This window comes from Streptomyces sp. NPDC043854, assembly GCF_056436005.1.
This window is the reverse complement of sequence record NZ_JBWKDK010000030.1, coordinates 46,531-71,452: the sequence shown is the minus strand read 5'-3', so window position 1 is coordinate 71,452 and position 24,922 is coordinate 46,531. Positions and strand designations below refer to the sequence as shown.

General features: G+C 75.5%; 20 protein-coding genes. 19 read left to right on the top strand and 1 reads right to left on the bottom strand.

Annotated features, from left to right (window positions below):
* Positions 1–101 precede the first annotated feature (101 nt).
* Entirely contained in the window at positions 102–923 is an 822-nt protein-coding gene (locus tag AC068A_RS25015; RefSeq protein WP_478588363.1) for an AfsR/SARP family transcriptional regulator, read from the top strand.
* Between the two features lie 169 nt (positions 924–1,092).
* Positions 1,093–2,049 carry an aromatase/cyclase gene (locus AC068A_RS25010; protein WP_478588362.1) on the top strand — a complete coding sequence of 319 codons (957 nt, stop codon included), beginning with the start codon at positions 1,093–1,095 and terminating at the stop codon, positions 2,047–2,049.
* Positions 2,050–2,098: 49 nt separating this feature from the next.
* Here the strand turns inward: AC068A_RS25010 and AC068A_RS25005 are convergent, their stop codons facing one another.
* Positions 2,099–3,547 (bottom strand): MFS transporter, encoded by a 1,449-nt coding sequence (locus tag AC068A_RS25005; protein WP_478588360.1) that lies wholly within the window; start codon positions 3,545–3,547, stop codon positions 2,099–2,101.
* Positions 3,548–3,817: 270 nt separating this feature from the next.
* Between AC068A_RS25005 and mftA the strand changes: the two genes are divergently transcribed.
* The 17 genes from mftA (at position 3,818) to AC068A_RS24920 (ending at position 24,915) form a co-directional block, all read left to right on the top strand.
* Positions 3,818–3,958 carry a mycofactocin precursor MftA gene (gene mftA / locus AC068A_RS25000; RefSeq protein WP_478588358.1) on the top strand — a complete coding sequence of 47 codons (141 nt, stop codon included), beginning with the start codon at positions 3,818–3,820 and terminating at the stop codon, positions 3,956–3,958.
* A gap of 13 nt (positions 3,959–3,971) precedes the next feature.
* On the top strand, positions 3,972–4,259 hold the full coding sequence (gene mftB, locus AC068A_RS24995) for a mycofactocin biosynthesis chaperone MftB (protein WP_478588356.1): 288 nt from the start codon (positions 3,972–3,974) through the stop codon (positions 4,257–4,259).
* Positions 4,256–5,497, top strand: a complete 1,242-nt coding sequence (mftC, locus tag AC068A_RS24990) for a mycofactocin radical SAM maturase (RefSeq protein WP_478588355.1) — start codon at positions 4,256–4,258, stop codon at positions 5,495–5,497. Before mftB ends, mftC begins: the two co-directional genes overlap by 4 nt.
* Positions 5,494–7,410, top strand: a complete 1,917-nt coding sequence (locus AC068A_RS24985) for a mycofactocin system FadH/OYE family oxidoreductase 1 (protein WP_478588353.1) — start codon at positions 5,494–5,496, stop codon at positions 7,408–7,410. The genes mftC and AC068A_RS24985 overlap by 4 nt, the downstream gene beginning before the upstream one ends.
* Positions 7,407–9,374, top strand: a complete 1,968-nt coding sequence (locus AC068A_RS24980) for a mycofactocin system FadH/OYE family oxidoreductase 2 (RefSeq protein WP_478588351.1) — start codon at positions 7,407–7,409, stop codon at positions 9,372–9,374. The genes AC068A_RS24985 and AC068A_RS24980 overlap by 4 nt, the downstream gene beginning before the upstream one ends.
* A complete protein-coding gene (locus AC068A_RS24975) occupies positions 9,371–10,366 on the top strand; it encodes a mycofactocin-associated electron transfer flavoprotein alpha subunit (protein WP_478588349.1) in 996 nt (331 codons plus the stop codon). Before AC068A_RS24980 ends, AC068A_RS24975 begins: the two co-directional genes overlap by 4 nt.
* A complete protein-coding gene (locus AC068A_RS24970; protein ID WP_478588347.1) occupies positions 10,350–11,675 on the top strand; it encodes an FAD-dependent oxidoreductase in 1,326 nt (441 codons plus the stop codon). The genes AC068A_RS24975 and AC068A_RS24970 overlap by 17 nt, the downstream gene beginning before the upstream one ends.
* Positions 11,672–12,010, top strand: a complete 339-nt coding sequence (locus AC068A_RS24965; RefSeq protein ID WP_478588345.1) for a ferredoxin family protein — start codon at positions 11,672–11,674, stop codon at positions 12,008–12,010. Before AC068A_RS24970 ends, AC068A_RS24965 begins: the two co-directional genes overlap by 4 nt.
* Before the next feature lie 5 nt (positions 12,011–12,015).
* Positions 12,016–13,032, top strand: coding sequence for a mycofactocin-associated electron transfer flavoprotein beta subunit (locus AC068A_RS24960; protein ID WP_478588343.1), 1,017 nt, complete (start codon positions 12,016–12,018; stop codon positions 13,030–13,032).
* On the top strand, positions 13,029–14,819 hold the full coding sequence (mftF, locus tag AC068A_RS24955) for a mycofactocin biosynthesis glycosyltransferase MftF (RefSeq protein ID WP_478588342.1): 1,791 nt from the start codon (positions 13,029–13,031) through the stop codon (positions 14,817–14,819). The genes AC068A_RS24960 and mftF overlap by 4 nt, the downstream gene beginning before the upstream one ends.
* Positions 14,816–15,550, top strand: coding sequence for a mycofactocin biosynthesis peptidyl-dipeptidase MftE (mftE, locus tag AC068A_RS24950; RefSeq protein ID WP_478588340.1), 735 nt, complete (start codon positions 14,816–14,818; stop codon positions 15,548–15,550). The genes mftF and mftE overlap by 4 nt, the downstream gene beginning before the upstream one ends.
* A 41-nt stretch (positions 15,551–15,591) precedes the next feature.
* Complete coding sequence (locus tag AC068A_RS24945; RefSeq protein WP_478588407.1) at positions 15,592–18,627, top strand: AfsR/SARP family transcriptional regulator; 3,036 nt, start codon at positions 15,592–15,594, stop codon at positions 18,625–18,627.
* 65 nt (positions 18,628–18,692) lie between these two features.
* On the top strand, positions 18,693–19,982 hold the full coding sequence (locus AC068A_RS24940) for an FAD-dependent monooxygenase (RefSeq protein ID WP_478588338.1): 1,290 nt from the start codon (positions 18,693–18,695) through the stop codon (positions 19,980–19,982).
* Positions 19,983–20,305: 323 nt separating this feature from the next.
* The gene (locus tag AC068A_RS24935; RefSeq protein WP_478588406.1) at positions 20,306–21,820 is read left to right on the top strand and encodes an AMP-binding protein; all 1,515 of its coding nucleotides are present in this window, start codon (positions 20,306–20,308) and stop codon (positions 21,818–21,820) included.
* Positions 21,817–23,076, top strand: a complete 1,260-nt coding sequence (locus tag AC068A_RS24930; protein ID WP_478588336.1) for a type III PLP-dependent enzyme domain-containing protein — start codon at positions 21,817–21,819, stop codon at positions 23,074–23,076. Before AC068A_RS24935 ends, AC068A_RS24930 begins: the two co-directional genes overlap by 4 nt.
* A complete protein-coding gene (locus tag AC068A_RS24925) occupies positions 23,069–23,572 on the top strand; it encodes a cobalamin B12-binding domain-containing protein (RefSeq protein WP_478588334.1) in 504 nt (167 codons plus the stop codon). The genes AC068A_RS24930 and AC068A_RS24925 overlap by 8 nt, the downstream gene beginning before the upstream one ends.
* On the top strand, positions 23,569–24,915 hold the full coding sequence (locus AC068A_RS24920; RefSeq protein WP_478588332.1) for a methylaspartate mutase: 1,347 nt from the start codon (positions 23,569–23,571) through the stop codon (positions 24,913–24,915). The genes AC068A_RS24925 and AC068A_RS24920 overlap by 4 nt, the downstream gene beginning before the upstream one ends.
* Positions 24,916–24,922: the final 7 nt, after the last annotated feature.

Genomic DNA, 24,922 nt, shown 5'->3' with positions numbered 1-24,922 from the left:
GGCTGGTCAAGAATCCGGGGACATCGCACCGTGCCCCGATACCGTTCCGGAACCGAAGTCCGAAATTCGATGGGAACTCGACGAGAGGGACGGGGGAGAACGTGAAGATTCAGGTTCTGGGTCCGTTGAGTGCCGAGGTCAACGGGGGCTCGATCGTGCCCACGGCGGGCAAGCCCCGCCAGATCCTGGCGCTGCTGGCGCTGTATCCGGGGCGGGTGCTGCCGGTGCAGACGCTGATGGAGGAGATATGGGGCACCGAGCTGCCCCAGAGCGCGTCGACGACGCTGCAGACGTACATCCTGCAGCTGCGCCGCAGGCTCGGCACGGCGATGGGCCCCGGCGCGCCCGGCGGCGCGAAGGACGTCCTGGCCACCCGGCACGGCGGCTACCTGCTCCAGGTCGAGCCGGAGTGCGTGGACGCGCACGCCTACGAGGCCCTGGTCGCCCGCGGCCAGGCGGCCTTCGAACAGGGCAACGACGAGGCGTCGGCCGCCGCCCTGCGCCAGGCGCTGGACATGTGGGACGGGCCCGCCCTGGTGGACGTACGCGTCGGGCCGGTCCTGTCCATCGAGGTGATGCGGTTGGAGGAGAGCCGTCTGGTGGCCGTGGAGCGGCGCATCGACGCCGAACTCCGGCTCGGCCGCCACAGCGAGCTGATCGCCGAGCTGACGGAGCTGATCGCCCGCCATCCGCAGCACGAGGGCCTGCACTCGCAGGCGATGGTGGCCCTCTACCGCTCCGGCCGGCAGGCCACCGCCCTCGACGTCTACCGCAGGCTGCGCACCTGGCTGATCGACGAGCTGGGCGTGGAGCCCTCGCCGCAGCTCCAGCGGCTGCACCACGCGATGCTGTCGGTCGACCCGGCCCTCGACGCGGCCGCCTCCCCGCGCCGCACCTCCACGTTCGACCTGTACGCGGCCTGACGGCGCCGCCCGGCCGAAGCCCGCGCCCCCGGCCCCGGCCCCGGCACCGGTCCCCGGTTCCGGGGCGCCCGGGGCCCGGGCCCGGGCCGGGGGCGCGCCGCGAGCGGTCCTCCGGCGTGCCTCGAGGCGGGGCGGACAGCCTCTGCACAGCGACGAGAGGGGATGGGCGATGCCGGTTGAGCGGGTGCACCGCACCTCGTACGCGGTGGACGTGGCCGCACCCAGCGGGGTGGTCTACTCGCTGATTGCGGACACCACCCAGTGGCCGCTGTTCGTCCCCGCGACCATCCACGTGGAGCGGCTCGACTTCGACGGCCGCCAGGACCGGTTCCACATGTGGGTGACCGCCAACGGCTCCGTGAGGTCGTGGCTGTCGCGCCGCACCCTGGACGCCGACCGGCTGCGCATCGACTTCCGCCAGGAGGTGCCGGCCGCCCCGGCCACCTCCATGGGCGGCACCTGGACCGTCGAGCCCCGAGGAGCGGCCGCCTGCCGGCTCAGCCTGCAGCACGACTTCACCGTGGCCGGCAACCGCGCCGCGGACGCCGCCTGGCTGGCCCGGGCCACCGACACCAACAGCCGTGCGGAGCTCGCGCAGCTCAAGGCCACCGCGGAGCGCTGGAGCCGGCTGGACGGCCTGCTGCTGTCCTTCGAGGACGCGGTGCGCGTCGACGGTCCCGCCGAGCTGGTCTACGGGTTCCTCCACGACGCGGCGGCCTGGCCCGAACACCTCGCGCACGTCTCCCGCCTCGATGTCACCGAGGCCGAACCGGGAGTGCAGAGCGTGTCCGCGGACACCGTCGCCCCCGACGGCACGACGTACGCCACCGAGGCGGTGCGGGTGTGCTTCCCGCACGCGAGCCGGATCGTCTTCAAGCACACCTCCCTGCCGGCGCTGCTGAGCGCCCACGCGGGGGAGTGGTCGGTGGTCCCCGACACCACGGGCGTCACCGTGGTCGCGCAGCACCGGGTGCTGCTGCACGAGGAGACCGTGGCGCAGGTCCTGGGACCCGGCGCCGACCTCGCGCACGCCCGTGCGTACGTCCGCGACACGCTGGGCGCCACCAGCCGTGCCACCCTCGAAGCCGCCCGGCGCCGCGCCGAGTCGGCCGTGCGCAGGATCTGAGCCTGCCCTGCTCTCCCGCCCGGCCCGAGGGCCGGGCGGGAGAGCACCGTCACGGCCGCTGCCGGGAGCGGCACGACAGCGCCAGCAGCAGGCCCGCCGCCGAGAAGCCGACGCCCGCCGTGAAGCCCGCGGACATCGCGTCCGGGAACCGCGCGTACCCCGACGACGCCGTCACCAGCAGGGCGATGCACAGCGAACCGCCCACGGCCTGGAGGGCGTTGAGGACGCTGCCGGCCGCCCCGAGTTCCCCGGGCCGCAGCCCCGAAGTGGCCAGCACGGTCGCCGGGACGGCGCAGAACGCCATGCCCGCGCCCAGCAGCACCAGCGAGGGCAGCACGGCGGTGGCGTACGCGTCGCCCGGCCGCAGGAACGACAGCCACAGGTTCTCCAGCGCCAGCGCCGCCGCGCCCAGCGCCATGACCCGCTTCGCGCCGATCGCCCGCTCCACCCGCACCGCCAGCCCGGCGGCCCCGGCCATGGCCACCGGGATCGGCAGCAGCCCGAAGGCGGCGGCCAGCGGCGACCAGCCGCGGTCCGCCTGGAAGAACTGGCTGAGGAAGAAGTACGCGCCGACCAGCGCGCCGGGCAGCACCAGCATGCTCGCGAAGGCCGGAGCCCGGTCCCGGTCCCGGAACAGCCCGAGCGGCACGATCGGCTGGGCCGTACGCCGCTGCACCCCGACGAACACGGCCACCAGGACCGCCCCGGCCACCAGCGGGCCGGCCACCAGCGGGTCCGCCCACGGCCGTTCCGCGGCCTGCGACAGGCCGTACACCAGCGCGGCGGCGCCCAACGCGGACACCACGGAGCCGGCCAGGTCGAAGCGGCCCGGCCGGCGCGGGCATTCCGCCAGCACCCGGGGCGCCAGCAGCGCGATCGCCAGCCCCATCGGCACGTTGAGCAGCAGCACCCAGCGCCAAGAGCCGGCCGCGGTCAGCGCCCCGGCCAGCAGCAGCCCGCCGGCCGTCGATGCGGCGCCGACGGCGGTGCACACCGCGATCGCCCGCTTGCGGGCCGGACCCTCGGCGAAGGTGGCGAGCATCAGGACGAAGCCGTTGGCCGCCGCGAAGGCCGCTCCCGCCCCCTCCACGGCCCGGACGGCGATCAGCAGCCCGCCGCCCGGCGCGAGGCTGCGCAGCGCCGCGGCCGCCGTGAACACCGCCACGCCGGCCACGAACACCCTGCGCCGGCCCAGGATGTCGCCGGCGCGGCCGCCGAGCAGCAGCAGTCCGCCGAAGGCCAGCAGGTAGGCGCCGATGACCCAGGAGGCCGCCACGGCCGACAGGCCCAGGTCGGCCCGGATCCCGGGCAGGGCGATGTTCATGAGGGGGTCGTCGAGCTGGATCATCGCGTTGCAGCCTGCGATGACGGCGAGAGCCGGCCCGGGCCGGACCCTGGCCGGTGCGGCCGCGCCGGAGGACGCGGACGGCGGTGCCGGCGCGGACGGCGGTGCCGCAGCCGGCACCGCCGCGGGACGCTCTGATACGGGCGCGGACATGGCCTGCCTCCCAGGGGACGTCGTGGACAAGGATGACGTGCCACGCTCGCAGCAGGGGCTGGAGAGCCGCTCAACCGGCACCGGCGGCCCCGGCGGCACCGGCCCCGGCCACCGCCGCCCGTACCGTCCGGGCCGGCGGCGGGCTCGACGTCTCCTCGTGTCCCGCTCGAGCTGCGGCCCGCCCCTAATTTCTAGGGGTGGCCAGGCCCGTCCCGGTTGCGCACGATCACTGAGGAAACCATCCGACACCTTCAGGAAGGGGGCGCAGCCATGGCCGGACAGGAGGCCGGGGAGCACACCGCGCCGGCGGCGGAGTCCGCGGCGGGCGCGGCGGCCGCGGAGGCGGCCGTAGCGGCCGAGGAACTGCTCGTCGAGGACGTGTCGATCGACGGCATGTGCGGCGTCTACTAGACCGGAGCCGACGATGTTCAACCCCGAGCGCCCCTATCGGTGCGCCCCCACCGTGGCGCTGCGCCCCGAGCCCTTCGGGGCGCTCGCGTACGACTTCGCCACCCGGCGGCTGAGCTTCCTCAAGACCCCCGCCCTGGCCGAGGCCGTCCGCATCCTGGGGGACCACCCCGACGTCCACACCGCGCTCGCCGGCGCGGCGGTCCCGTCCGCGGAACACCCGGCGTACCTGCGGGCGCTGGCGGGCCTCGCGGGCACGGGCCTGATCGAACCCCGGCCCGTCCCGGAAGAGGAGGCAGCGTGAGGCTGGTCGAACACTTTGAGAGCGGGCTGGACGCCCCCATCTGCCTGACGTGGGAGCTCACCTACGCCTGCAACCTGTCGTGCGTCCACTGCCTGTCGTCGTCGGGCCGGCGCGACCCCCGGGAGCTGACCACCGAGGAGTGCAAGGCCGTCATCGACGAGCTGGAGCGCATGCAGGTGTTCTACGTCAACATCGGCGGCGGCGAGCCCACCGTCCGGCCCGACTTCTGGGAACTGCTCGACTACGCCACCGCCCACCGGGTGGGCGTGAAGTTCTCCACGAACGGGATCCGGCTGACCCCCGAGCGGGCCCGGACGCTGGCCGCCAGCGACTACGTGGACGTGCAGATATCGCTCGACGGCGCCACCGCCGAGGTCAACGACGCCGTCCGCGGAACCGGCTCGTACGACACGGCCCTCACCGCGATGCGCAACCTCGCCGACGCAGGCATGCGCGACTTCAAGCTCAGCGTGGTCGTCACCCGGCAGAACGCCGGCCAGCTCGACGACTTCAAGGCGATCGCCGACGCCCACGGCGCCCAACTGCGGCTCACCCGGCTGCGCCCCGCCGGGCGGGGCGCGGACGTGTGGGACGAACTGCACCCCACCGCCGCCCAGCAGCGCGAGCTGTACCGGTGGCTGCTCGAACACAGCCACTCCGTGCTGACCGGCGACTCCTTCTTCCACCTCAACGCGCTGGGGACGGCCTCCCTGCCCGGCCTCAACCTGTGCGGCGCCGGCCGCGTCGTGTGCCTGATCGACCCGGTCGGCGACGTGTACGCCTGCCCGTTCGCCATCCACGACGAGTTCCTCGCCGGAAACGTCCGCGACACCGGCGGGTTCGCCCGCGTCTGGCGCGAGTCGGAACTGTTCGCCGCCCTCCGCGCCCCGCAGACCGGCGGCGGCTGCGCATCGTGCTCCGCGTACGACGTGTGCCGCGGCGGCTGCATGGCCGCCAAGTTCTTCACCGGCCTGCCGCTGGACGGGCCGGACCCCGAGTGCGTCAAGGGCAACGCCGAACCCGCGCTGGCCGCGGTCGGCCCCGGCAGCGCGCCCCGCCCCAGCGGCGACCACTCCCACCGGACCGCTCCGGCGGCCCGCCGGGCCCGGTCCCGCCCCGTTCCCGTCACCATCGGCCGCCGCCCGCCCGAGCCGGCCAGCGCGTTTTCCGCCCGTCCGTGCGAGACCAGCCCGCTGGCCGGATTCAGCCCCGAACCCCGGACGGCCGCGGCGTCATGAACCTCACCGCACCCGTGACCCTGCGCGGACGCACCGCCCCCAGCCGTGTGATGTTCGGCCCCCACGCCACCAACCTGGCCGACCACCGGGCCATCTCCCCCCGGCACGCCGCCTACTACCGGGCGCGCGCCGAGGGCGGCGCCGGCGTCGTGGTCACCGAGACCGCGAGCGTGCACCCGTCGGACTGGCCGTACGAACGGGCCCCGCTGGCCGCCGACTGCGGCCCCGGCTGGGACGCCGTCGCCCGCGCCTGCGCCCCGTACGGCACCCTCGTCCTCGCCTCCCTGGGCCACAGCGGGTCGCAGGGCTCCTCCGCACACAGCCAGAGCGCCCTGTGGGCGCCCTCGCGAGTGGCGGACGTCGCCAGCCGGGAACTGCCCATGGAGATGGAGCAGACCGAGATCGACGAGCTGGTCGCCGGGTTCGCCGCCGCCGCCGCCCTCGCCGTCCGCTCCGGCCTCCACGGCGTGGAGATCGAGGCGGGCCAGCACAGCCTGCTGCGCCAGTTCGCCTCCGGCCTGACCAACCAGCGGGCCGACGCCTACGGCACCGACCGGCTGCGGCTGCTGCGCGAGGTGCTGGCCGCCGTCCGCACCGGGCTCGGCCCGGACGGGGTGCTCGGCCTGCGGCTGTCCTGCGACGAACTGGCCCCCTGGGCGGGCATCACCCCCGAGCAGGCCGCGGCGCACGTACGCGAACTGGCGCCCCTGGCCGACTACCTCGTCGTGGTGCGCGGCTCCGCCATGGGCACCTCCGCGACCCGCCCCGACTTCCACACGCCGCCCGGCTTCAACACCGAGCTGTGCCGCACCGTGCGCACGGCCGTCGCGGGCGGGCTGCCCGTCGTGCTCCAGGGCTCGGTCACCGATCCCGGCCAGGCCGGGCGGGCGCTCGCCGACGGCGTGTGCGACCTGGTCGAGATGACCCGGGCGCAGATCGCCGAACCCTCCCTGGTCGCCCTGGTGCGCGCCGGAACACCCGAGCGGGCCCGGCCCTGCGTGCTGTGCAACCAGAAGTGCCAGGTGCGCGACAACCGCAACCCCGTCGTGTCCTGCGCGGTCGAACCCCGCAGCGGGTACGAGACCCGCGACCCCGACCCCGGCCCGCAGGGCGCCCACCCCGGCACCGGCACCCTCGACGTGCTCGTGGTCGGCGCCGGCCCGGCCGGCCTGGAGGCCGCCCGGGTGTTGGCCGGCCGCGGCCACCGGGTCGAGCTCGCCGAGCGCGCCGAACGGACCGGCGGCATGCTCCGCGCGGCGGGCGACCGCTGGCACCCGTTCGCCGACTGGCTGGAGGCCGAGGCCCGCCGCCTCGGGGTGGTCGTCCGCACCGGCCGCGAGGCGGCCCAGGACGACCTGGTCGGCCGCCGCGTGCTGCTGGCCACCGGCTCCCTGCCGGCCCCCCGCCCCTACGCCGACGAGGGCGGCGAGGTCGTCGAGGCCGCCGACCTGCTGGCCGGCCGGGCCGAGCTGCCGCCCGGGCCCGTGGTGGTGCACGACCCGCTCGGCGACGCCACCGGGACGGCGGTCGCCGAACGGCTGGCGGCCGAGGGCCGCGAGGTCGCCATCGTCACCCAGGACCAGGTCGTCGGCACGCAGCTGGCGCTGACCGGCGACCTCGCCGACGCCAACGCCCGCCTCCAGCGGGCGGGGGTGCGCCTGGTCAAGCGGGCCGTTCTGCGCGCCGTGTCCGGCGACGGCGTACTCGTGGAGGACGTCCTCACCGGCGTCCAGCACAAGATCGCCTGCGCGGCCGTGGTGCACTGCGGCCACCGGCTGCCCGACCAGACCCTGACCGGGCCGTTCGCCGCCGGCGACTGCGTCGCCCCGCGCACCGTGTACGAAGCCCTCCTGGAGGGCCGGCGCGCCGCCCTGGCCCTGGAGGAGCGCAGCGAAGGAGCCGTGACCCGGTGACCGGCTACCGCCACCTCTTCTCCCCGCTGCGGCTGGGACCCCTCACGGTCGCCAACCGGATCGTGTTCTCGGCACACCTGACCAACTACGCCCAGGACGGCCTGCCCAGCGAGCAGCACGCGGCCTACTACGCGGCCCGCGCCGCCGGCGGCGCAGGCCTGATCATCACCGAGGAGCACTCCACCCACCCCACGGACTGGCCGTACGAGAAGCTCATCCACGGCTACCTGCCCGCAGCCGTGGCCGGCTACCGCCGGATCACCGAGGCCGTGCACGCGCACGGCACCCCGATCCTCGCGCAGCTCAACCACAACGGCGGCCAGGCCTCCTCGATGTACTCCCGGCTCCCGGTATGGGCTCCCTCCCCGGTGCCCGACCCGCTGTTCCGGGAGGTCCCCAAGGCCGTCACCCGCGCCGAGATCGCCGAGATCGTCGCCGGCTACGGCACGGTCGCCGGCCACTGCGCCGACGGCGGCTTCGACGGCGTCGAACTCCAGTGCTCGCACTCCTCGATCGTGCGCGGCTTCCTCTCGCCGGCGACCAACCACCGCACGGACGCCTACGGGGGTTCCCTGGAGAACCGCACCCGCATCCTGCTCCAGATCATCGACGCCGTACGGGAGGCCATCGGACCCGGCCGGGCGCTGGGCGTACGGCTGTGCGGCGACGAGCTCATCGAGGGCGGCACCACCATCGGGGAAGCCGTCGAGATCGCCCGCGCGGTGGAGGCCACCGGCAAGGTCGACTACATCAACACCTCCATCGGCGTGGCCACCTCGACCCTCTACATGATCGAGGCGTCCATGGCCGTGCCCCCGGGCTACGCCCTGTTCATCTCCAACGCCATCCGGCGCGCCGTCCGCCTCCCGGTCGTCGGCGTCGGACGCATCAAGGACCCGCTCCAGGCCGAACGCGCCCTGGCGGAGGGCCACTGCGACCTGGTCGGCGTGGTCCGCGGCCAGATCGCCGACCCCGACTTCGCCGCCAAGGCCCGCACCGGCCGGACCCCGGCCATCCGCACCTGCCTGTCCTGCAACCAGGAGTGCGTCGGGCGGATGGGCCTCAACCGGTGGCTCGGCTGCATCGAGAACCCGCGCGCCGGAAGGGAGGCCGTACCGCTGCCGCTGCCCGTGCCCGGCAGCCGCCCCCGACGGGTGCTGGTCGTCGGCGGCGGACCCGCCGGACTCCAGGCCGCGGCCACCGCCGCGGGCCGCGGCCACCAGGTCACCCTCCTCGAACGGTCCCCGGCCACCGGCGGCCAGGTCGCCACGGCCGCCACCGCCCCCGGCCGCGCCGAGTTCCTCGACGTCGTACGCAACCTGCTCGCCGAATGCCACCGCGCCGGCGTCGACATCCGCACCGGCACCGAGGCCACCCCCGAGACCGTACGGGCGGCCCGCCCCGACACGGTGGTGCTGGCCACCGGCGCCCGGCCCGGGCGCCCGTACTGGGCCGGCGGCCTCGACCGGGTGGTCGACGTACGCGACGTCCTCGAAGGCCGGGCCGCGCCCGCGGCGGGCGACCGGGTGCTCGTCGTCGACGAACTGGGCTTCCACCAGGCCACCTCCGTGGCCGAACTGCTCGCCGACCGGGGCTGCTCGGTGCGCATCAGCACCCCGGGCATGGTGGTCGGCCAGGACCTCGGCATCACCCTCGATCTGGAGACCTACACGGTCCGCGCCCACGCCAAGGGCATCGAACACGCCACCGACCAGGTCGTCATGGGGGCACACCCGCAGGACGCGGGAGGGGTACGCGTGGAACTGCTCACCCACACCACCGGCGCCATGGCGCAGGAGGAGTACGACTGGGTCGTCTGCGCCGTCCAGCAGGAGCCGCAGGACGCGCTCTGGCACGCCCTCAAGGACGCCCCGTTCACCGTGCACCGGGCCGGCGACTGCCTCACGCCGCGCCGCGCCCACGCCGCGGTCGTCGAGGGACACCAGGCGGGGGTGGCGGCATGACCGGCCTCCCCGCCCCCGACCCCGTCTCCGCCCGCCGCCCCGCGCCGGGAACGGCGGCCGATGTCCCCGGGCTGCCCGACCGGCTCGCCCTGGTCGTCGTACGGGCCGGGGTCCTGCCCGCAGGTGCCGACGAGGCGGTCGCCGAGGCCGGCGGCGCCGCCCTGCTCGCCGGCACCGGCACCGCGGACGCCGCCCGGCAGCTCACCGCCGCCCGCCGCGTGTGGACCGCCACCGCCGGCACCGCGCCCGGCGCCCTCGCGGCCGCGCTGGCCCCGCTGCTGGCCCCCGTCCACACCCTCGTGCTGCCCGCGTCCCCGGACGGCCGCGACCTCGCGCCCCGGCTCGCCGCCGCGATGGGCCGCCCGCTGCTCGCCGGAGCCGTCGAGGTGCTGCCGCACGGGGCCGACGTACTGCGCTGGGGCGGCCAGGCGCTGGTCGAACTCGGCGTCGAAGGCCCGTTCCTGGCCACCCTCGAACCCGGGCTGCGGGGCGTCGAACCGCTCCCCGGGAACCCGCCCGAACCCGTCGCCGTCACACTGCCCGCACCACCGCCCACGGCCGACGCGCGGACCCTCGCCGTACGGGAAGCCGACGCCGACGCCACCTCGCTGGCCCGGGCCCGGCGCATCCTCGGCGCCGGCGGCGGCCTCGGCGGCCCCGAGGAGGTCGCCCTGCTCGGCCGGGTCGCCGACGCCCTGGACGCCGCCGTCGGGGCCACCCGCGTGGTCACCGACGCCGGCTGGCTCGGCCACGACCGCCAGATCGGCACCACCGGCGTCCTCGTCGACCCCGACCTGTACATCGCCTTCGGCGTGTCCGGCGCCCCGCACCACACCGGCGGCCTCGGCACACCGCGCCACGTGATCAGCGTCAACACCGACCCGCACTGCCCCATGACGGCCATGGCCGACCTCGGCGTCGTGGCCGACGCCGCCGCCGTCCTGACCGAACTCGCCCAGCGGCTGGAGACACCCGATGCCGACCACGCCTGACGCCTCCTTCGACATCGTGGTCGTCGGGGCCGGACCCGCGGGCAGCGCCGCCGCCCTGGAGGCCGCCCGGGCCGGCAAGCGGGTGGCCCTGCTAGAGCGCGGCCCGTACCCGGGGGCCAAGAACGTCTACGGCGGGGTCGTCTACGGGCGGATCCTCGACGAGCTCGTACCGCGCTGGTGGGAGCAGATGCCCGTACAGCGCTGGGTGACCCGCCGGTCCACCATGGTGCTCACCGAAACCCAGGCCCTCACCGTCGACTTCCGCACCGAGGACTGGGGCCGGCCCCCCTACAACGGCGCCACCGCCCACCGCGCCGACCTCGACGGCTGGCTCGCCGGCCTCGCCCAGGAAGCGGGCGCCGTACTGGTCCCCGCCACCACCGCCACCGGTCTGCTGCGCGGCCCCGGCGGAGCCGTCACGGGGGTGCGCACCGACCGGCCGGGCGGCGACCTCCGCGCCGGCGTCGTCATCGCCTGCGACGGCGTCAACTCCTTCCTCGCCAAGGAGGCCGGCCTGTTCGACCGCGTGCCCGGCAGCCAGGCCCAGCACACCTCGCTCGGGGTCAAAGAGGTCCTCGCCCTGCCGAGGCAGGCCATCGAGGAGCGATTCGGCCTCACCGGCCGGCACGGCCAGGACATCGAAATACTCGGCTGCACCGGCGACATCCCGGGCGGCGGGTTCCTCTACACGGGCCTGGACACCGTCAGCGTCGGCGTCGTGCTCTCCCTGACGGGCCTGGCCGCCTCCGGCACCCGGCCCGAGGAGGTCCTCGACCGGCTCAAGGCCCACCCGGCGGTCGCGCCCCTGCTGCGCGGCGCCGAGGTCAAGGAGTACTCCGCCCACCTCATCCCGGAGGGCGGCCACGACACCATGCCCGAACTCGCCGCCGACGGACTCCTCGTCGCCGGGGACGCCGCCGCCATGTGCCTGGCCGCCGGCGTCTGGCTCGAAGGGGTCAACTACGCCCTCGGCGCCGGCATGTACGCCGGCCGCGCCGCCGCGGCCGCGGTCACCGCCGGGGACACCTCCCGGACCGGACTGGCCGGCTACCGGCGCTCCCTGGAGGACTCCTTCGTCCTGGCCGACCTGCGCAAGCTGCGCCGCGTCCCCGAACTGGTCTTCTCCGAGCGGGTCCAGCGGACCTACCCGGGCCTGCTGTGCGACCTCGCCCAGGACTTCTTCACCGTCGACAACCCGCGCCCCAAGCCGGGCCTGCGGCGCACGGTGACCTCCCGGGCCCGCGCCCGCGGCCTGAAACTGCGCCACCTGCTCTCCGACGCCCTCACCGGATGGAGGTCCTTCGCATGACCCCGCCCAGTCCTCCCGGTCCTCCCGGATCCGGGGGCCCCGCGGGCCCCGCCGGCCCGATCTCCTTCGAGGACCGGATGTCCGGCGTGGACTTCCGGGTCTCCGGCCGGGCGCACATCAGCGTCGACAGCGACGTCTGCCGCGGCTGCGCCGCGCAGGTCTGCGTCCACTCCTGCCCCGCCCGGCTGTTCGTGCCCACGAGCGACGGCGGCATCCTGTTCAACTACGAGCAGTGCTTCGAGTGCGGCACCTGCTACCAGGTGTGCGACACCGAGGGCGCCATCAGCTGGTCCTACCCCGAGGGCGGCCACGGCGTCGCCTTCCGGCGGGGGTGAGCCGCGTGCTGATCGTCGCCGCCCTGCGCTGGAGCGACCCGCGGGCCACCGTCCACCCGCTCACCGGCACCGTACGCACCGACCCGTACGCAGGCGGGGCGAGCCCCGCCGACCGCAGCGCGCTGGAACACGCCCTGCGGCTGGCCGAGGCACTCTCCGCCCGCTGCCTGGCCGTCACGGCCGGCCCGCCCGAGGCCGAGGAGGTCCTGCGCGAGGCCCTGGCCTGCGGCGCGGACGAGGCACTGCGCATCGAGGCACCCGATGCCGCCCACACCGCCGACACCGCCGGCACGGCCACCGCCCACCTGCTGCACGCCGGGCTGCGCGCCCACGGCGTCCGGCCGGACCTGGTCGTCTGCGGCGACCGCTCCGCCGACCGGGCCACCGGGGCGACCCCCGCCCTGCTGGCCGGGCTGCTGGGCGCCGCCCAGGCCCTGGGACTGACCGAACTGACGGCACTGACGGCACTGACGGCACTGACGGAACCGGCCGAACCGGCCGCCGCGGGCACCGGCACGGTCGGCGAAGCCGCCGGGACGGCCGGGGCGAGGCTGCGCGCGGTGCGCCGGCTCGACGGCGGCCGCACCGAGGTCCTCGCCGTGCCCCTGCCGGCCGTGTGCTCCGTCGAGCCGGGGACGGCGGGCCTGCGCCGGGCCTCCCTGCCCGGCACCCTGTCCGCCCGCACCGCCGCCATCCCCGTGGTGGCGGCCGCCCCCGGAGCGGCCCCCCCGGTCCGCACCGGGCCGGTACGGGCCTACCGGCCCCGCCCCCGGGTCCTGCCGGCCCCCGCGGGCGACGATCCCCGCACCCGGCTGCTGGCCCTGACCGGCGCACACACCCCTCCCCGCACCCCGCCACGGGTGCTCACCCCCGCCTCCGCGGCCGAGGCCGCCGACCTGCTCCTGGAGCACCTGCGCGGGCTGTCGGGAGCCGCGCAGAGCGACGCGGCGAGCACGGCGGCCGGCCCCCCTTCCGCCGCCACGGCCGCCACGGCCGCCACGGCCGCGGGACACGGCGCATGACCCTGCACCTCACCCGCGACCCGGGCCTGCGCCGGCTGTCCGGCGGGCGGCTCCTGGTCGGCGGCACCCCGCTGCGCGTGCTGCGACTGAGCGACGCCGGCGCCCGACTGGTCGACGGCTGGTTCCGCGGTGCCCCGGTGGAGGGCACGCCGGCCCCCCGGCAGCTGGCGGGCCGCCTCGTCCGCGGCGGCCTGGCCCACCCCCGGCACACCCGCGCCTCGCTCACCCCCGCCGACGTCACCGCCGTCGTACCCGTACGCGACCACCCGGCGGCCGCCGCCCTGCCCGGGCTGCTCCCCGACTGCGCGGCCGCCCTCCTCGTCGACGACGGCTCCGCCGTGCCGCTGCCCGGCGCCGCCGCACGCCACCCCGTCCCGCGCGGCCCCGCCGCGGCCCGCAACACCGGCTGGCGGCAGGCCCGCACCCCGCTCGTCGCCTTCCTGGACGCCGACGTCGTACCCGAACCCGGCTGGCTCGACGCCCTGCTCCCCCACTTCGAGGACCCGGACGTGGCCGCCGTCGCGCCCCGGGTGTGCAGCCGCCCCGGCGACAGCGCGCTCGACCGCTACGAACGCCACCGCTCGCCGCTCGACCTGGGCCCGCGGCCCGCCGCAGTCCGGCCCGGCAGCCGCGTGGCCTACGTACCCACGGCCGCGCTCGTCGTCCGCCGCGACGCCCTCGAACGGCTCGACGGATTCGACGAGTCGCTGCGCTACGGCGAGGACGTCGACCTGGTGTGGCGGCTGGCCGCGACCGGCGCCGGGGTGCGCTACGAGCCGGCCGCCCGGGTACTGCACACCCCGCGCGCCACTTGGCGGGCCTGGGCACGCCAGAGGTTCGCGTACGGCACCTCGGCCGCCCCGCTCGCCCTGCGGCACGGCGCGGCCGTCGCCCCCGTGCGGGCCTCCGCCTGGAGCCTGGCCGCCTGGACCGCGCTGGCGGCCGGCCGCCCGGCGACCGCGGCCGCCGCGGCACTGGCCACCGCCGCGCTGCTGCCCGGCCGGCTCTCCCGGGCCGGCGTACCGGCCGCCGAGAGCCTCCGGCTCGCCGCACTCGGCCACTGGGCCGCCGGCCGGCAGCTGGCCGACGCCGCCACCCGGACCTGGTGGCCCGCCGTCGCGCCTGCCCTGGCCGCCACCCCCCGCGGCCGGCTCCTGCTGGGCGCCGCCCTGGCCCGGCACGCCGTCGACTGGGCGCGGGAGCGCCCCGACTGCGGCCTGCCGCACTGGCTGGCCGCACGGGTCGCGGACGACCTCGCCTACGGCGCGGGCGTCTGGTGGGGCGCCCTGCGCCACCGCACCACCGCCCCCCTGCGCCCCGCCGCCGCGCGCACCACCCCCCGCCCCGCCCCGCCCCCCAGCCCGCCCGCGCCGCCGAAATCCCGGCCCGCACTGCCGCACACGAAGGCCCCAACGCCGCACGCCGAGGCCGCCGCCCCGCACACCGGCGCCACGGTCCCGTACGCGAAGGCCGCACTGCCGCCGCACGCCGAGGCTGCAGTCCCGCAGGCCGGGGCCGCACAGCCGTACACGAAGGCCGCGCCGCCGCACGCCGGGGCCGTGGTCCCGTACGCGGAGACAGCGGTGCCGTCCGCCGAGGTCGCGGTGCTGTCCGCCGGGGCTGCGGGGTCGTCCACCGGGGCTGCGGTGTCGTGCGCCAAGACCGCGGCCGCGTGCGCGGAGGCAGCGGTGCCGCCCACCGGGGCGGCGGCCGCGCACGCCGGGGCCGCGGGGTCGTGCGCCGGGGGTGCGGTGGCGTGTGGTCCGGCCGGGGCGGAGGGGACGTGAGCGGGGGCCCGCGCCGTCTGGCGGACCTCGCGTGGCCCGAGCTGGCCCGGACCGCGGCCGCCAGCGTGCTCGCCGTACCCGTCGGCTCGACCGAACAGCACGGCCCCCACCTGCCGTTCACCGTCGACACCGACATCGCGTGCGCGCTGGCCGAACGTCTCGCCCGCGCCCGCGACTGGATCGTGCTCGCCCCGCCGGTGCACTACGGATCCTCCGGCGAGCACGCCGGGTTCCCCGGCACCCTCTCCATCGGCCAGGAGGCCGTCGAGCTGCTGCTGACCGAACTCGTGCGCTCCGCGGACGCCTTCGCCGCAGTCCTCCTCGTCTCCGCGCACGGCGGGAACGCCCAGCCGCTGCGACGGGCCGTCAGGACCCTGCGCGGCGAGGGCCGCCGGGTCCACTTCTGGGAACCCGGCGGCGACCCCGCCGACTCGCACGCCGGCCACACCGAGACCTCCGCCATGCTCGCCCTGCGGCCGACGGCCGTGCGGCCCGGCGCCGCCGTACCGGGGGAATTGCGCCCGCTGCCGCAGATCCTGCCCGCCCTGCGCAGCGGCGGCCTGCGGGCCGTCACCGCCACCGGCGTCCTCGGCGACCCCACCGGCGCCGACGCGGCGGCGGGGGAGCGGGTGCTGGAGCGCTGGGCGGCCGCCCTGATCGCCGCGTCCGAGGGCTGGCGGCCCGCCCCCGCCCCCGCCCCGGCCCCCCGGTCCGCCCCCGGACCCCCCTGAGCGGGCGCTACTTGATGCGAGACAATCACCGCGTGCAGTTCATGATTCTCGGCCCGATGGAAGTGCGGAGCGCCGACGGCGAGCGCCTCGAACTCGGCGGGCCGCGCCCGCGCGCGGTCCTGTCGCTGCTCCTCGCCGACCCCGGCCGGGTGGTCACCACCGACCGCCTCATCGACGAGGTCTACGGCGAGGAGCCCCCGGCCGGCGCCGCCAACGCCCTGCAGTCGCAGATATCGCGGCTGCGCCGCCGGCTCGGCGTCACCATCGAGTCGCTGCCCTCCGGATACCGCCTCGACGTCGACCCCGACGACGTCGACGCACACCGGTTCGAACGCCTCGCGCGACAAGGCCGGCAGGCGCTGACCCTCGGCGACCACCCCCGGGCCGCCTCCGTGCTGCGCGAAGCCCTCGGGCTGTGGCGCGGCCCCGCCGGGGCAGGACAGGAGCGCCTGGAGGAGCTGCGCCTGGCCGCAGCCGAGGACCGCTTCGAGGCCGAACTGGCACTCGGCGAGAACGGTTCGCTCGTCCCGGAGCTCCGGCAGCTGCTCACCGCCCACCCGCTGCGGGAGCGGCTGTGCGGCCAGCTGATGCGGGCCCTGCACGACAGCGGACGCCAGGCCGAGGCCCTGACCGTCTACGACCGCACCCGCGCCACGCTCGCCGACGAGCTGGGGGCCGACCCCTCGCCCGAACTGGCCCGTATCCACCTGGAACTGCTGCGCGCCGACCGCCCCGTGTCCGAGGCGGCGCCCCGCGGCGTGCCCGCCGCCTTCACCAGCTTCGTCGGCCGCGACAGCGAACTGTCCCGCATCCGGGGCCTGCTGGCCGCCGCCCGACTGGTGACCCTGATCGGCCCCGGCGGAGTGGGCAAGACCCGGCTGGCCGTCGAGGCCGCGGCCCGGGAGACCGGCGAGGTGTGCTTCGTCGAGCTGGCCCCGCTCGCCGACGGCGCGCAGATCCCCGCCGCCGTGCTCGGCGCCCTCGGCCTGCGGCCCTCCTCCGGCGGCGGGCCCGGGCCCGAGGAGCGGCTGGTGACCGCACTCGCCGAGCGCCGGCTGATGCTCGTACTGGACAACTGCGAACACGTCGTGGAGGACACCGCCCGCCTCGTCCGGCGGCTGCTGGGCGCCTGCCCGGACGTACGCGTGCTCGCCACCGGGCGGGAGGCGCTCGGCCTGACCGGTGAGGCGCTGTGCCCGCTGGCGCCGCTGGAACCCGGGCCGGCCGCCCAGCTGTTCACCGACCGGGCGGCCGCAGTATCGCCGGGCTTCGCCCCCGAAGGCGCGCGGGCCGCGATCGTCGAGCGCATCTGCGCCGCCCTGGACGGCCTGCCGCTCGCCCTTGAGCTGGCTGCCGCCCGGCTGCGGACCCTGTCCGTCGAGGACGTCGCCGCCCGCCTGGACGACCGCTTCAAACTCCTCTCCCGCGGGGACCGCACCGCCGCCCCCCGGCACCAGACCCTGCGGGCCGTGGTGGAGTGGAGCTGGGACCTGCTCGACGACGACGAACGGGCGCTGGCCCGGCGGCTGACCGTGTTCGCCGGCGGCGCCACCCTCGGCGCGGCCGAGGCCGTGTGCGGGCTGCCCGACGCCGAGGAGCTGCTGGACTCGCTGGTCGCCAAGTCGCTGGTGGAGGCGCGCGGCGGACGGCTGCGCATGTTCGAGACCGTACGGGCGTTCTGCGCGGAGCGGCTGACGGAGTCGGGGGAGGAGCAGGAGTTCCGCCGGGCCCACGCCCTGCACTTCCTCACCCTGGCGGAGACCGCGGAACCGTACCTGCGCCGCACCGAGCAGGTCGAGTGGCTGGCCCGGCTCGCCGCCGAACAGGACAACTTCCAGGCCGCCCTGCGCTGGTCCGCGGACGCCGACGTCGCCCTCGCCCTGCGCCTGCTCGCCGGGCTCACCTGGTACTGGTGGCTGCGCGGCCTGCACGGCGAGACCGCGCCGCTGGCGGCCCGGCTGCTCACCGCGATCGGCGGCGAGGCGCCCCCGGGTCTGGACGAGGAGTACATCCTGTGCGTGCTCAACGCCCACCTGGCGCAGGATGACTCGGCGGACGCCGAATCCCGCCTGGACCGGGCCGAGTCGGTGCTGCTCGGCATCGACCGGCCGCTGCGCCGCCCCATCGTGACCGTGCTGTGGGCCACCCTCAGCGGCCCCGACCGGGCCAACGACATCACCCGGCGCAAACAGATCGGCACCGACCCGTGGGCCCGGGCCGTCATCCGCATGGGCAGCGGCTTCCAGCCCTGGTTCGAGGGCCGCCCGGACGAGGCGGAGGCCTGGTTCGCCGCCGCCCTCGCCGAGTTCCGCGAGACCGGTGACCGCTGGGGCATGGCCAACTCGCTCGACCCCCTGGCCATGTTCGCCGGCTGGCGGGGCGAACGGGACCTGGCGCTGGCCCGCCTGGACGAGGCGCTGACCCTCGTCGGACAGCTCGACGCCCCCGAGGAGACCGCGGACCTGCTGCGCCGCCGCGCCGACACCCTGGTGCACGGCGGCGACCTGGAGCAGGCCCGCACCCACTACCGGCGGGCCGCCGAACTCGCCGCCCGGCTCGGCATCCCGGACAAGGCCGCCGCCGCCCGGCGGGGCCTGGGTGACGTGGCCAGGCTGACCGGCCGGCTCGCGGACGCCCGGGGCCACTACGAGCGGGCGCTGGCCACGGTCGCCGACAACTGGTACAGCGTCGCCGAGATACAGCACCTGTTCACGGGCCTGGGCCGCACCGCCGAGGCGGAGCGGCGCCCCGAGGAGGCGCGCACCTGGCACGAGAAGGCCCTCGCCATCGCCCTGGAGCGGCGCACCCCCGCCGAGCTCGCGCACGCCGCCGACGGACTGGCCGGGCTGGCCGCCCTCGAAGGGGACGGCGAACGGGCCGCCCTGCTCCTCGGCGCCGCGGCCGCACTGCGCGGCACGGCAGTGGCCGGGGACCCGGACGCCGCCCGTATCGAGGCCGCCGCCAGGGCGCTGACCGGCGCCGACGCCTACGAGGAGGCGTACGCCCGGGGCAGGGCACTGAGCCAGGACCAGGCGCTGACCGTCCTCGGTCAGGGGCGGTCAGCGGACGGTACCTGACCGGTAAGCGGCCCCCGGGAAGCTGATTCTGCAAGCGGGAGACACCCCAGGCAGAGGAGCCGACCATGACCGCGAACCTTCGCACCCAGTACGCCAAGACCGCCGGGACCGCCGAGACCGCCAGGACCGCCAGGACGGTCCTGATCTCCGGCGCATCCGTCGCCGGACCCGCCCTGGCCCACTGGCTCAGCCGCTACGGCTACGCGGTGACCGTCGTCGAGAAGGCCCCGGCGCTGCGCGAGGGCGGCTTCGCGGTGGACTTCCGCGGGGACGCGCACCGCACGGTGCTGGAGCGCATGGGCATCTGGGAGGACCTGCACCGCCACCAGACCCACATGGGCACGCAGACCTTCGTCGACGAGAGCGGCGCCGAGCAGGTCACCGTGCCCGCCTCGGTGATGAGCGGCGATGTGGAGGTCTTCCGCGGCGACCTGTCGCGGATCCTCCACGAGCGGACCCGCAACAGCGTCGAGTACATCTTCGGCGACTCCATCACCGCCCTGGAGGAGACCGCGGACGAGGTCCGCGTCACCTTCGAGCGCACCGCCCCCCGCACCTACGACCTGGTGGTCGGCGCCGACGGACTGCACTCCAACGTGCGCCGGCTCGCCTTCGGCGACGAGTCGCTCTTCCTGCACCACCTCGGCTACTACGTGGCCGGCTTCGAGGTCCCCAACCACCTGGGCCTGGACCGCACCGCCCGCTGGCTCAACGCCCCCGGCCGGGCCGTCAGCGTCAACAACTACGACGGCGACCCGCACAAGGCGGGCGTCACCATGGTCTTCGAGTCCCCCGAACTGGCCTGCGACCGGCGCGACACCGCCCGGCACAAGCAGATCCTCGCCGAGCGGTACGCCGGGCTCGGCTGGGAGGTGCCCCGCATCCTCGAAGGCCTGGAACAGGCCGGGGACCTGTACTTCGACGCCATCGCCCAGGTCCGCATGGACCGCTGGTCCAAGGGCCGCGTCGTCCTGCTCGGCGACGCCGGATACGGCGCCACCATGGGCGGTATGGGCACGGGCCTGGCCGTGGTCTGCGCCTATGTCCTCGCCGGCGAGCTGGCCACCCAGAGCGACCACCGGGCCGCGTTCGCCGGCTACGAGGCCGCGATCCGCGCGTACGTCAAGGGCTGCCAGAAGACCGCGGAGGGCGCCGGCCGCTTCCTCGCCCCCGCCACCGAGAAGAAGATCCGCAGCCGCAACCTCTCCTACCGCATGCTCACCACCAAGGTGATGTCCGCGGTCTTCGCCCGGCTGAGCCTGAAGTCCGCCGAGAACATCAAGCTGAAGGACTACCCCGCCCTCCTCGCCGGCGCCCGCCCGGCCGCCCCGCGCACCACCGCCGCGGCGGCGTGACCGCGAAAGGCGGGATCCCTCCTTTCCGTACACCACGCGGAAAGGAGGGATCCCCGTACGGAAACACCCGCGCGTTCCGGCACCGCTCCACCTGTTTTCCAGGCCGGTGTGCGAACAGGCCGGCACGCCCGATGCCACACCGTTTCCCATACGGGAACGGGCCTCCCTCTAAGGGGGGAGGTAGGGGTTTGGCCGCCGCCCGGCCGCCCCTACCGTGGCGTCGAGGTAATTAAGCCATGAATTCGACGAACCGAGGCTTAACTCGACGAGGCGGGAGTGCGGTGTTGGTCAGCCACGCGAATGGGATACACGGGGAGACCGGAATTTCCGGCGGGAATCCCGCACAGGGCGAACTCGTCCACGGCCTGCTGGAAGCCGCCGTCGCGGGGACGCCGGACGCCCCCGCGGTCCGCGACGCCACCGGCGCGTGGACCTACCGGGAACTCGACGCCTACAGCCGGGCGTTCGCCCACTGGCTGCGCGCCCGCGGCGCCGGCCGCGGCGACAGGGTCGTGCTCCAGCTGCCGACCAACCGCAGGCTCGCGGCGATGTTCTACGGCGCGGCCCGCTGCGGAGTGGTCTTCGTACCGCTCAACCCGGCGATGAAGCCCTTCCAGCTGCGCCAGGTCATCGCCAACGCCGACCCCAAGCTCCTCATCGGCGACGCGGCCACGGCCGGCCGGCTCCAGGAGGCGGCCGCCACCGTCCACCACGCGGACGCCCTGTGGGACGAGGTCGAGGCGCTGCGCGCCGAGGACGCCCCCTTCGAGGCCGAGCCGGTGCGCCCCGACGACATCGCCACCCTCATCTACACCTCCGGGTCCACCGCAGCGCCCAAGGCGGTCATCTGCCCGCACTCCCAGGTCGCCTTCGCCTCCCGGGCGCTGACCGAGGCCCTCGGCTACCGCCCCGACGACGTGGTCTTCTGCCGTTTCCCGATGTCCTGGGACTACGGCCTCTACAAGGTGCTGATGACCTGCATCGCCGGCAGCGAGATCGTGCTCGCCGACGGCGACTCGGACCTGACGCTGCTGCGCCGCATGCGCGAGACCGGTACCACCGTCGTGCCCCTCGTCCCCTCCTTCGCCTCCATGATCGTCAGCCTGGCCCGGCGCGACGGCCGCGACCTGCCGCCGGTGCGGATGTTCACCAACACCGGCGCCGCCCTGCCGCAGGCCACGATCGACAGCCTGCGCGAGCTGTTCCCGGGCGTGCGCGTGGTCCGCCAGTACGGCCAGACCGAGGCCAAGCGCATCACCGTCATGCCGCCCGAGGAGGACCTGGAGCGCCCCGGCTCCTGCGGCCTGCCGCTGCCCGGCACCCGCGTGCTCATCCTCGACGACGAGGGCCGCGAGCTGCCCGCCGGCCGGACCGGCGAGATCGTCGCCGTCGGCCCGCACGTCATGCCCGGCTACTGGGACAACCCCGAGGCCTGCACCAAGGCCTTCCGCACGGCCCCCGACACCGGGGAGCCCTGCCTGCACACTGGCGACTACGGCAGCCTGGACGCCGACGGCTACCTGTACTTCGAGGGCCGGCGCGACGACATGTTCAAGCGCAAGGGCTTCCGCATGAGCACGCTCGAGATCGAGAGCGCCGCCATGGACATCCCGGGCGTCCGCGCCGCCGCCGCACTGCCCCCCGGCGACGGGCACGACCTGGCCCTGTTCGTCGAGAGCGACCTGGCACCGGCCGCCGTGCTCAAGGGCCTGGCCGAGCGCCTGGAGCCCGCCAAGGTCCCGGCGATCTGCCGCTGCCTGACCGAGCTCCCGCTCACCCGCCACGGAAAGAACGCCCGCCAGGAGCTGGCCGCGCTGCTCGACAGGAGTGGGAAATGACCACCGCCACCCCCCGTCCCACCGACCCGGCCGAGCTGGCGCGCACGTACGGCACCCCCCTGTACGTCTACGACCTGGACCGGGTCCGGGCCGCCCGGCGCGACCTGTTCGCCTCCCTGCCCGACGGCTTCGAGGTCTTCTACGCCTTCAAGGCCAACCCGCACACCGACCTCGTCCGCGCCCTGCGCGACGGCGACGGCCCCGCCTGCAAGGCCGAGATCAGCTCCACCGGCGAGCTGGCGGCCGCCCTCGCCGGCGGCTACGACCCCGCCGACATCCTCTACACCGGCCCCGGCAAGACGTACGGCGAACTGCGCGAGGCCATCGCCGCCGGCGTGCGCACGTTCTCCGCCGAGTCCCTGACGGACCTGACGCACATCGGCGAGACCGCCCTGGAGCACGGCACCGTCGCCGACTGCCTGCTGCGCATCAACAGCGCCCAGGCCAGCGCCACCACCAGCATCCGGATGACGGGCGCGCCCACCCAGTTCGGCATCGACAGCGAGACCGTCGTCGGCATCGCGGCCGAGCTGCGCGCCGTCCCCGGCACCCGGATCGCAGGCCTGCACCTGTTCTCGCAGTCCAACGCGCGGGACGAGGAGGCACTGATCGGCGAGCTGACGCACACCATCGCGGTGGCCGCGGCCATGCAGGAGGACCTCGGGGTCCCGCTGCGGCTGCTGGACATCGGCGGCGGCTTCTCCGTGCCGTACGCCCAGCACGGCGAGCGGGCCCGCTACCCCAAGCTCAAGGGGGAGCTGGAGGCCGCCCTCGACGTGCACTTCCCCGCCTGGCGCGAGGGCACGCCGCGGCTGGCCGTCGAGTCCGGCCGCTACCTGTCCGGCGACAGCGGCACCCTGGTCACCCAGGTCACCAACGTCAAGGTCAGCCGCGGCAAGAAGTTCGTCATCGCCGACGCGGGCATCAACACCTTCGGCGGGATGTCCGGCCTCGGCCGGCTGCTGCCGGTGTCGGTGTACGTCGAGGCCGGCGGCGAGACGGAGAAGGCGAGCCTCGTCGGCCCGCTGTGCACGCCCGGCGACGTCCTGGGCCGCCAGATCGACGTACCGGTCCTGGCCCCCGGCGATCTCGTGACCATCCCCAACGCGGGCGCGTACGGCCCCACGTCGAGCCTGCTGATGTTCCTGGGGCGCCCGGCGCCCACCGAGATCGCGGTCGAGGGCGGGGAGATCGTCTCCGTCACCCGGATCGAGCACGTCCGCACCCGGCTCGACCGGGGGAGCGGCGATGAGTGACGCGCAGCCGGCCCCGCTCCCGCCGGGGGAGCCCGCCGCGCAGTCCAAGGGCACGGTGGTCGTCACGACCCTGGCCTCGGACTCCCACACCTGGAACCTGGTTTTCCTGCAGCTGCTGATCGAGGAGTGCGGCTACGACGTGGTCAACCTCGGCCCGTGCGTGCCCGACGACGTGCTCGTCGCCGAGTGCGCGGGCCGGCAGCCGGAGATGATCGTCGTCAGCAGCGTCAACGGCCACGGCTACCAGGACGGGATGCGCGTCATCCCGCTGCTGCGGGCCTGCGACGGGCTGGCCGCCACACCGATCGTCATCGGCGGCAAGCTCGGCACCGACGGCGGGCAGGGCGCGGACCGCACCGGGGAGCTCATGGCCGCCGGATACGACGCCGTCTTCGAGGACGGCAAGGACCCGATCGCAGCCTTCCACTCGTTCCTGGCGGCGCTGCCCGAGGCCGAGCCCAAGGCCCTCGCCGACCGGTCCCGGATCGCCGCATGACCAGCCTCGACACGCCCGTCGAAGGGGCCCCGCAGCGCCCGGCCCCGGTCGACTTCGGGGAGTTCGTGCGCCGCGAGGGCGGCAACGGCCGGCTCGTCGTCCAGCCCCGCATGGGCTTCGGCGGCCCGCTGAGGATGCGCGAGGGCCTCGCCGCCACCCGGGGCGCCCGGGCCACCACCGTCGGCACCCTCACCCTCGACAGCTACACCCGCGTGGGCAACCTGGACGCCGTCGAGAGCGCCCTGCGCGAGGGCATCGACCTCAACGGCTACCCCATCGTCAGCCACCCCCCGGCCACCACGGCCGCCGTCCTCGACGGACTGTGGGACCGCACCTTCCCCGTGCAGGTGCGGCACGGATCGGCCACCCCCGCCGACATCTTCTGGGCGATGATGCGCCTGCGCCTGAACGCCACCGAGGGCGGCCCCGCCTCGTACTGCCTGCCCTACGGGCGCACCCCGCTCGCCGAGGCGGTCAGGAACTGGGAAGACTGCTGCCGGCTGTACGCGCGCCTGCGCGAAGTCGGCGTCGAGCCGCACCTGGAGACCTTCGGCGGATGCATGATGGGCCAGCTCTGCCCGCCGAGCATGCTGGTCGCGATCAGCTTCCTGGAGGCGATGTTCTTCACCCGGCACGGCATCCGCTCCGTCTCGCTGAGCTACGCGCAGCAGACGCACATGGGCCAGGACAAGGAGGCCGTCGCCGCGCTGCGCCGGCTGTGCCGGGAGCTGCTGCCCACCGACAACTGGCACGTCGTCATCTACACGTACATGGGCGTCTACCCGGAGACCACCCGGGGCGCGTACGGACTGCTGGGCAGCGCCGCCGAGCTCGCCGTCACCACCGGTGCCGAGCGCATCATCGTCAAGACGGCCGCCGAGGCCCGCCGCATCCCCACCGTCGGCGAGAACGTCCAGGCACTGGAGTACGCGGCCCGGACCGCCGAGCGCACCCCCTTCCACGGCGAGCCGTCCGGCGACAGCCAGACCTATGCGGAGGCCCGGTCCATCGTGGACGCCGTCCTCGACCTCGACGACGACATCGGGGCCGCGCTGCTGGACGCGTTCCGCATCGGATACCTCGACGTGCCCTACTGCGTCCACCCCGACAACGCCGGGCGGGTGCGCAGCCACATCGATTCCGACGGACGCCTGAGGTGGGCGAACACCGGCAACCTTCCGCTGGCCGGTGTGGCCGAGCGGACCGCCCCCAGGAAAATCACCTCCTACGACCTGATGAACGACCTCCACTATGTGCGCAGGAAGTTCGACGAGCCGGACCGTGAACTCGGCGGACGGGCCGCCGCGGACCTCATTCGGGGTTATCCGTCCGGGGTGGCTTAGGGGTGTG

Coding starts and splice junctions, on each gene's coding strand:
- AC068A_RS24965 (WP_478588345.1), top strand. CDS start 11,672: ATGACCCCGCCCAGTCCTCCCGGTCCTCCCGGATCCGGGGGCCCCGCG.
- AC068A_RS24925 (WP_478588334.1), top strand. CDS start 23,069: ATGAGTGACGCGCAGCCGGCCCCGCTCCCGCCGGGGGAGCCCGCCGCG.
- AC068A_RS24940 (WP_478588338.1), top strand. CDS start 18,693: ATGACCGCGAACCTTCGCACCCAGTACGCCAAGACCGCCGGGACCGCC.
- AC068A_RS24975 (WP_478588349.1), top strand. CDS start 9,371: ATGACCGGCCTCCCCGCCCCCGACCCCGTCTCCGCCCGCCGCCCCGCG.
- mftA (WP_478588358.1), top strand. CDS start 3,818: ATGGCCGGACAGGAGGCCGGGGAGCACACCGCGCCGGCGGCGGAGTCC.
- AC068A_RS24920 (WP_478588332.1), top strand. CDS start 23,569: ATGACCAGCCTCGACACGCCCGTCGAAGGGGCCCCGCAGCGCCCGGCC.
- AC068A_RS24930 (WP_478588336.1), top strand. CDS start 21,817: ATGACCACCGCCACCCCCCGTCCCACCGACCCGGCCGAGCTGGCGCGC.
- mftB (WP_478588356.1), top strand. CDS start 3,972: ATGTTCAACCCCGAGCGCCCCTATCGGTGCGCCCCCACCGTGGCGCTG.
- AC068A_RS24945 (WP_478588407.1), top strand. CDS start 15,592: ATGATTCTCGGCCCGATGGAAGTGCGGAGCGCCGACGGCGAGCGCCTC.
- AC068A_RS25005 (WP_478588360.1), bottom strand. CDS start 3,547: ATGTCCGCGCCCGTATCAGAGCGTCCCGCGGCGGTGCCGGCTGCGGCA.
- AC068A_RS25010 (WP_478588362.1), top strand. CDS start 1,093: ATGCCGGTTGAGCGGGTGCACCGCACCTCGTACGCGGTGGACGTGGCC.
- AC068A_RS24985 (WP_478588353.1), top strand. CDS start 5,494: ATGAACCTCACCGCACCCGTGACCCTGCGCGGACGCACCGCCCCCAGC.
- AC068A_RS24970 (WP_478588347.1), top strand. CDS start 10,350: ATGCCGACCACGCCTGACGCCTCCTTCGACATCGTGGTCGTCGGGGCC.
- mftF (WP_478588342.1), top strand. CDS start 13,029: ATGACCCTGCACCTCACCCGCGACCCGGGCCTGCGCCGGCTGTCCGGC.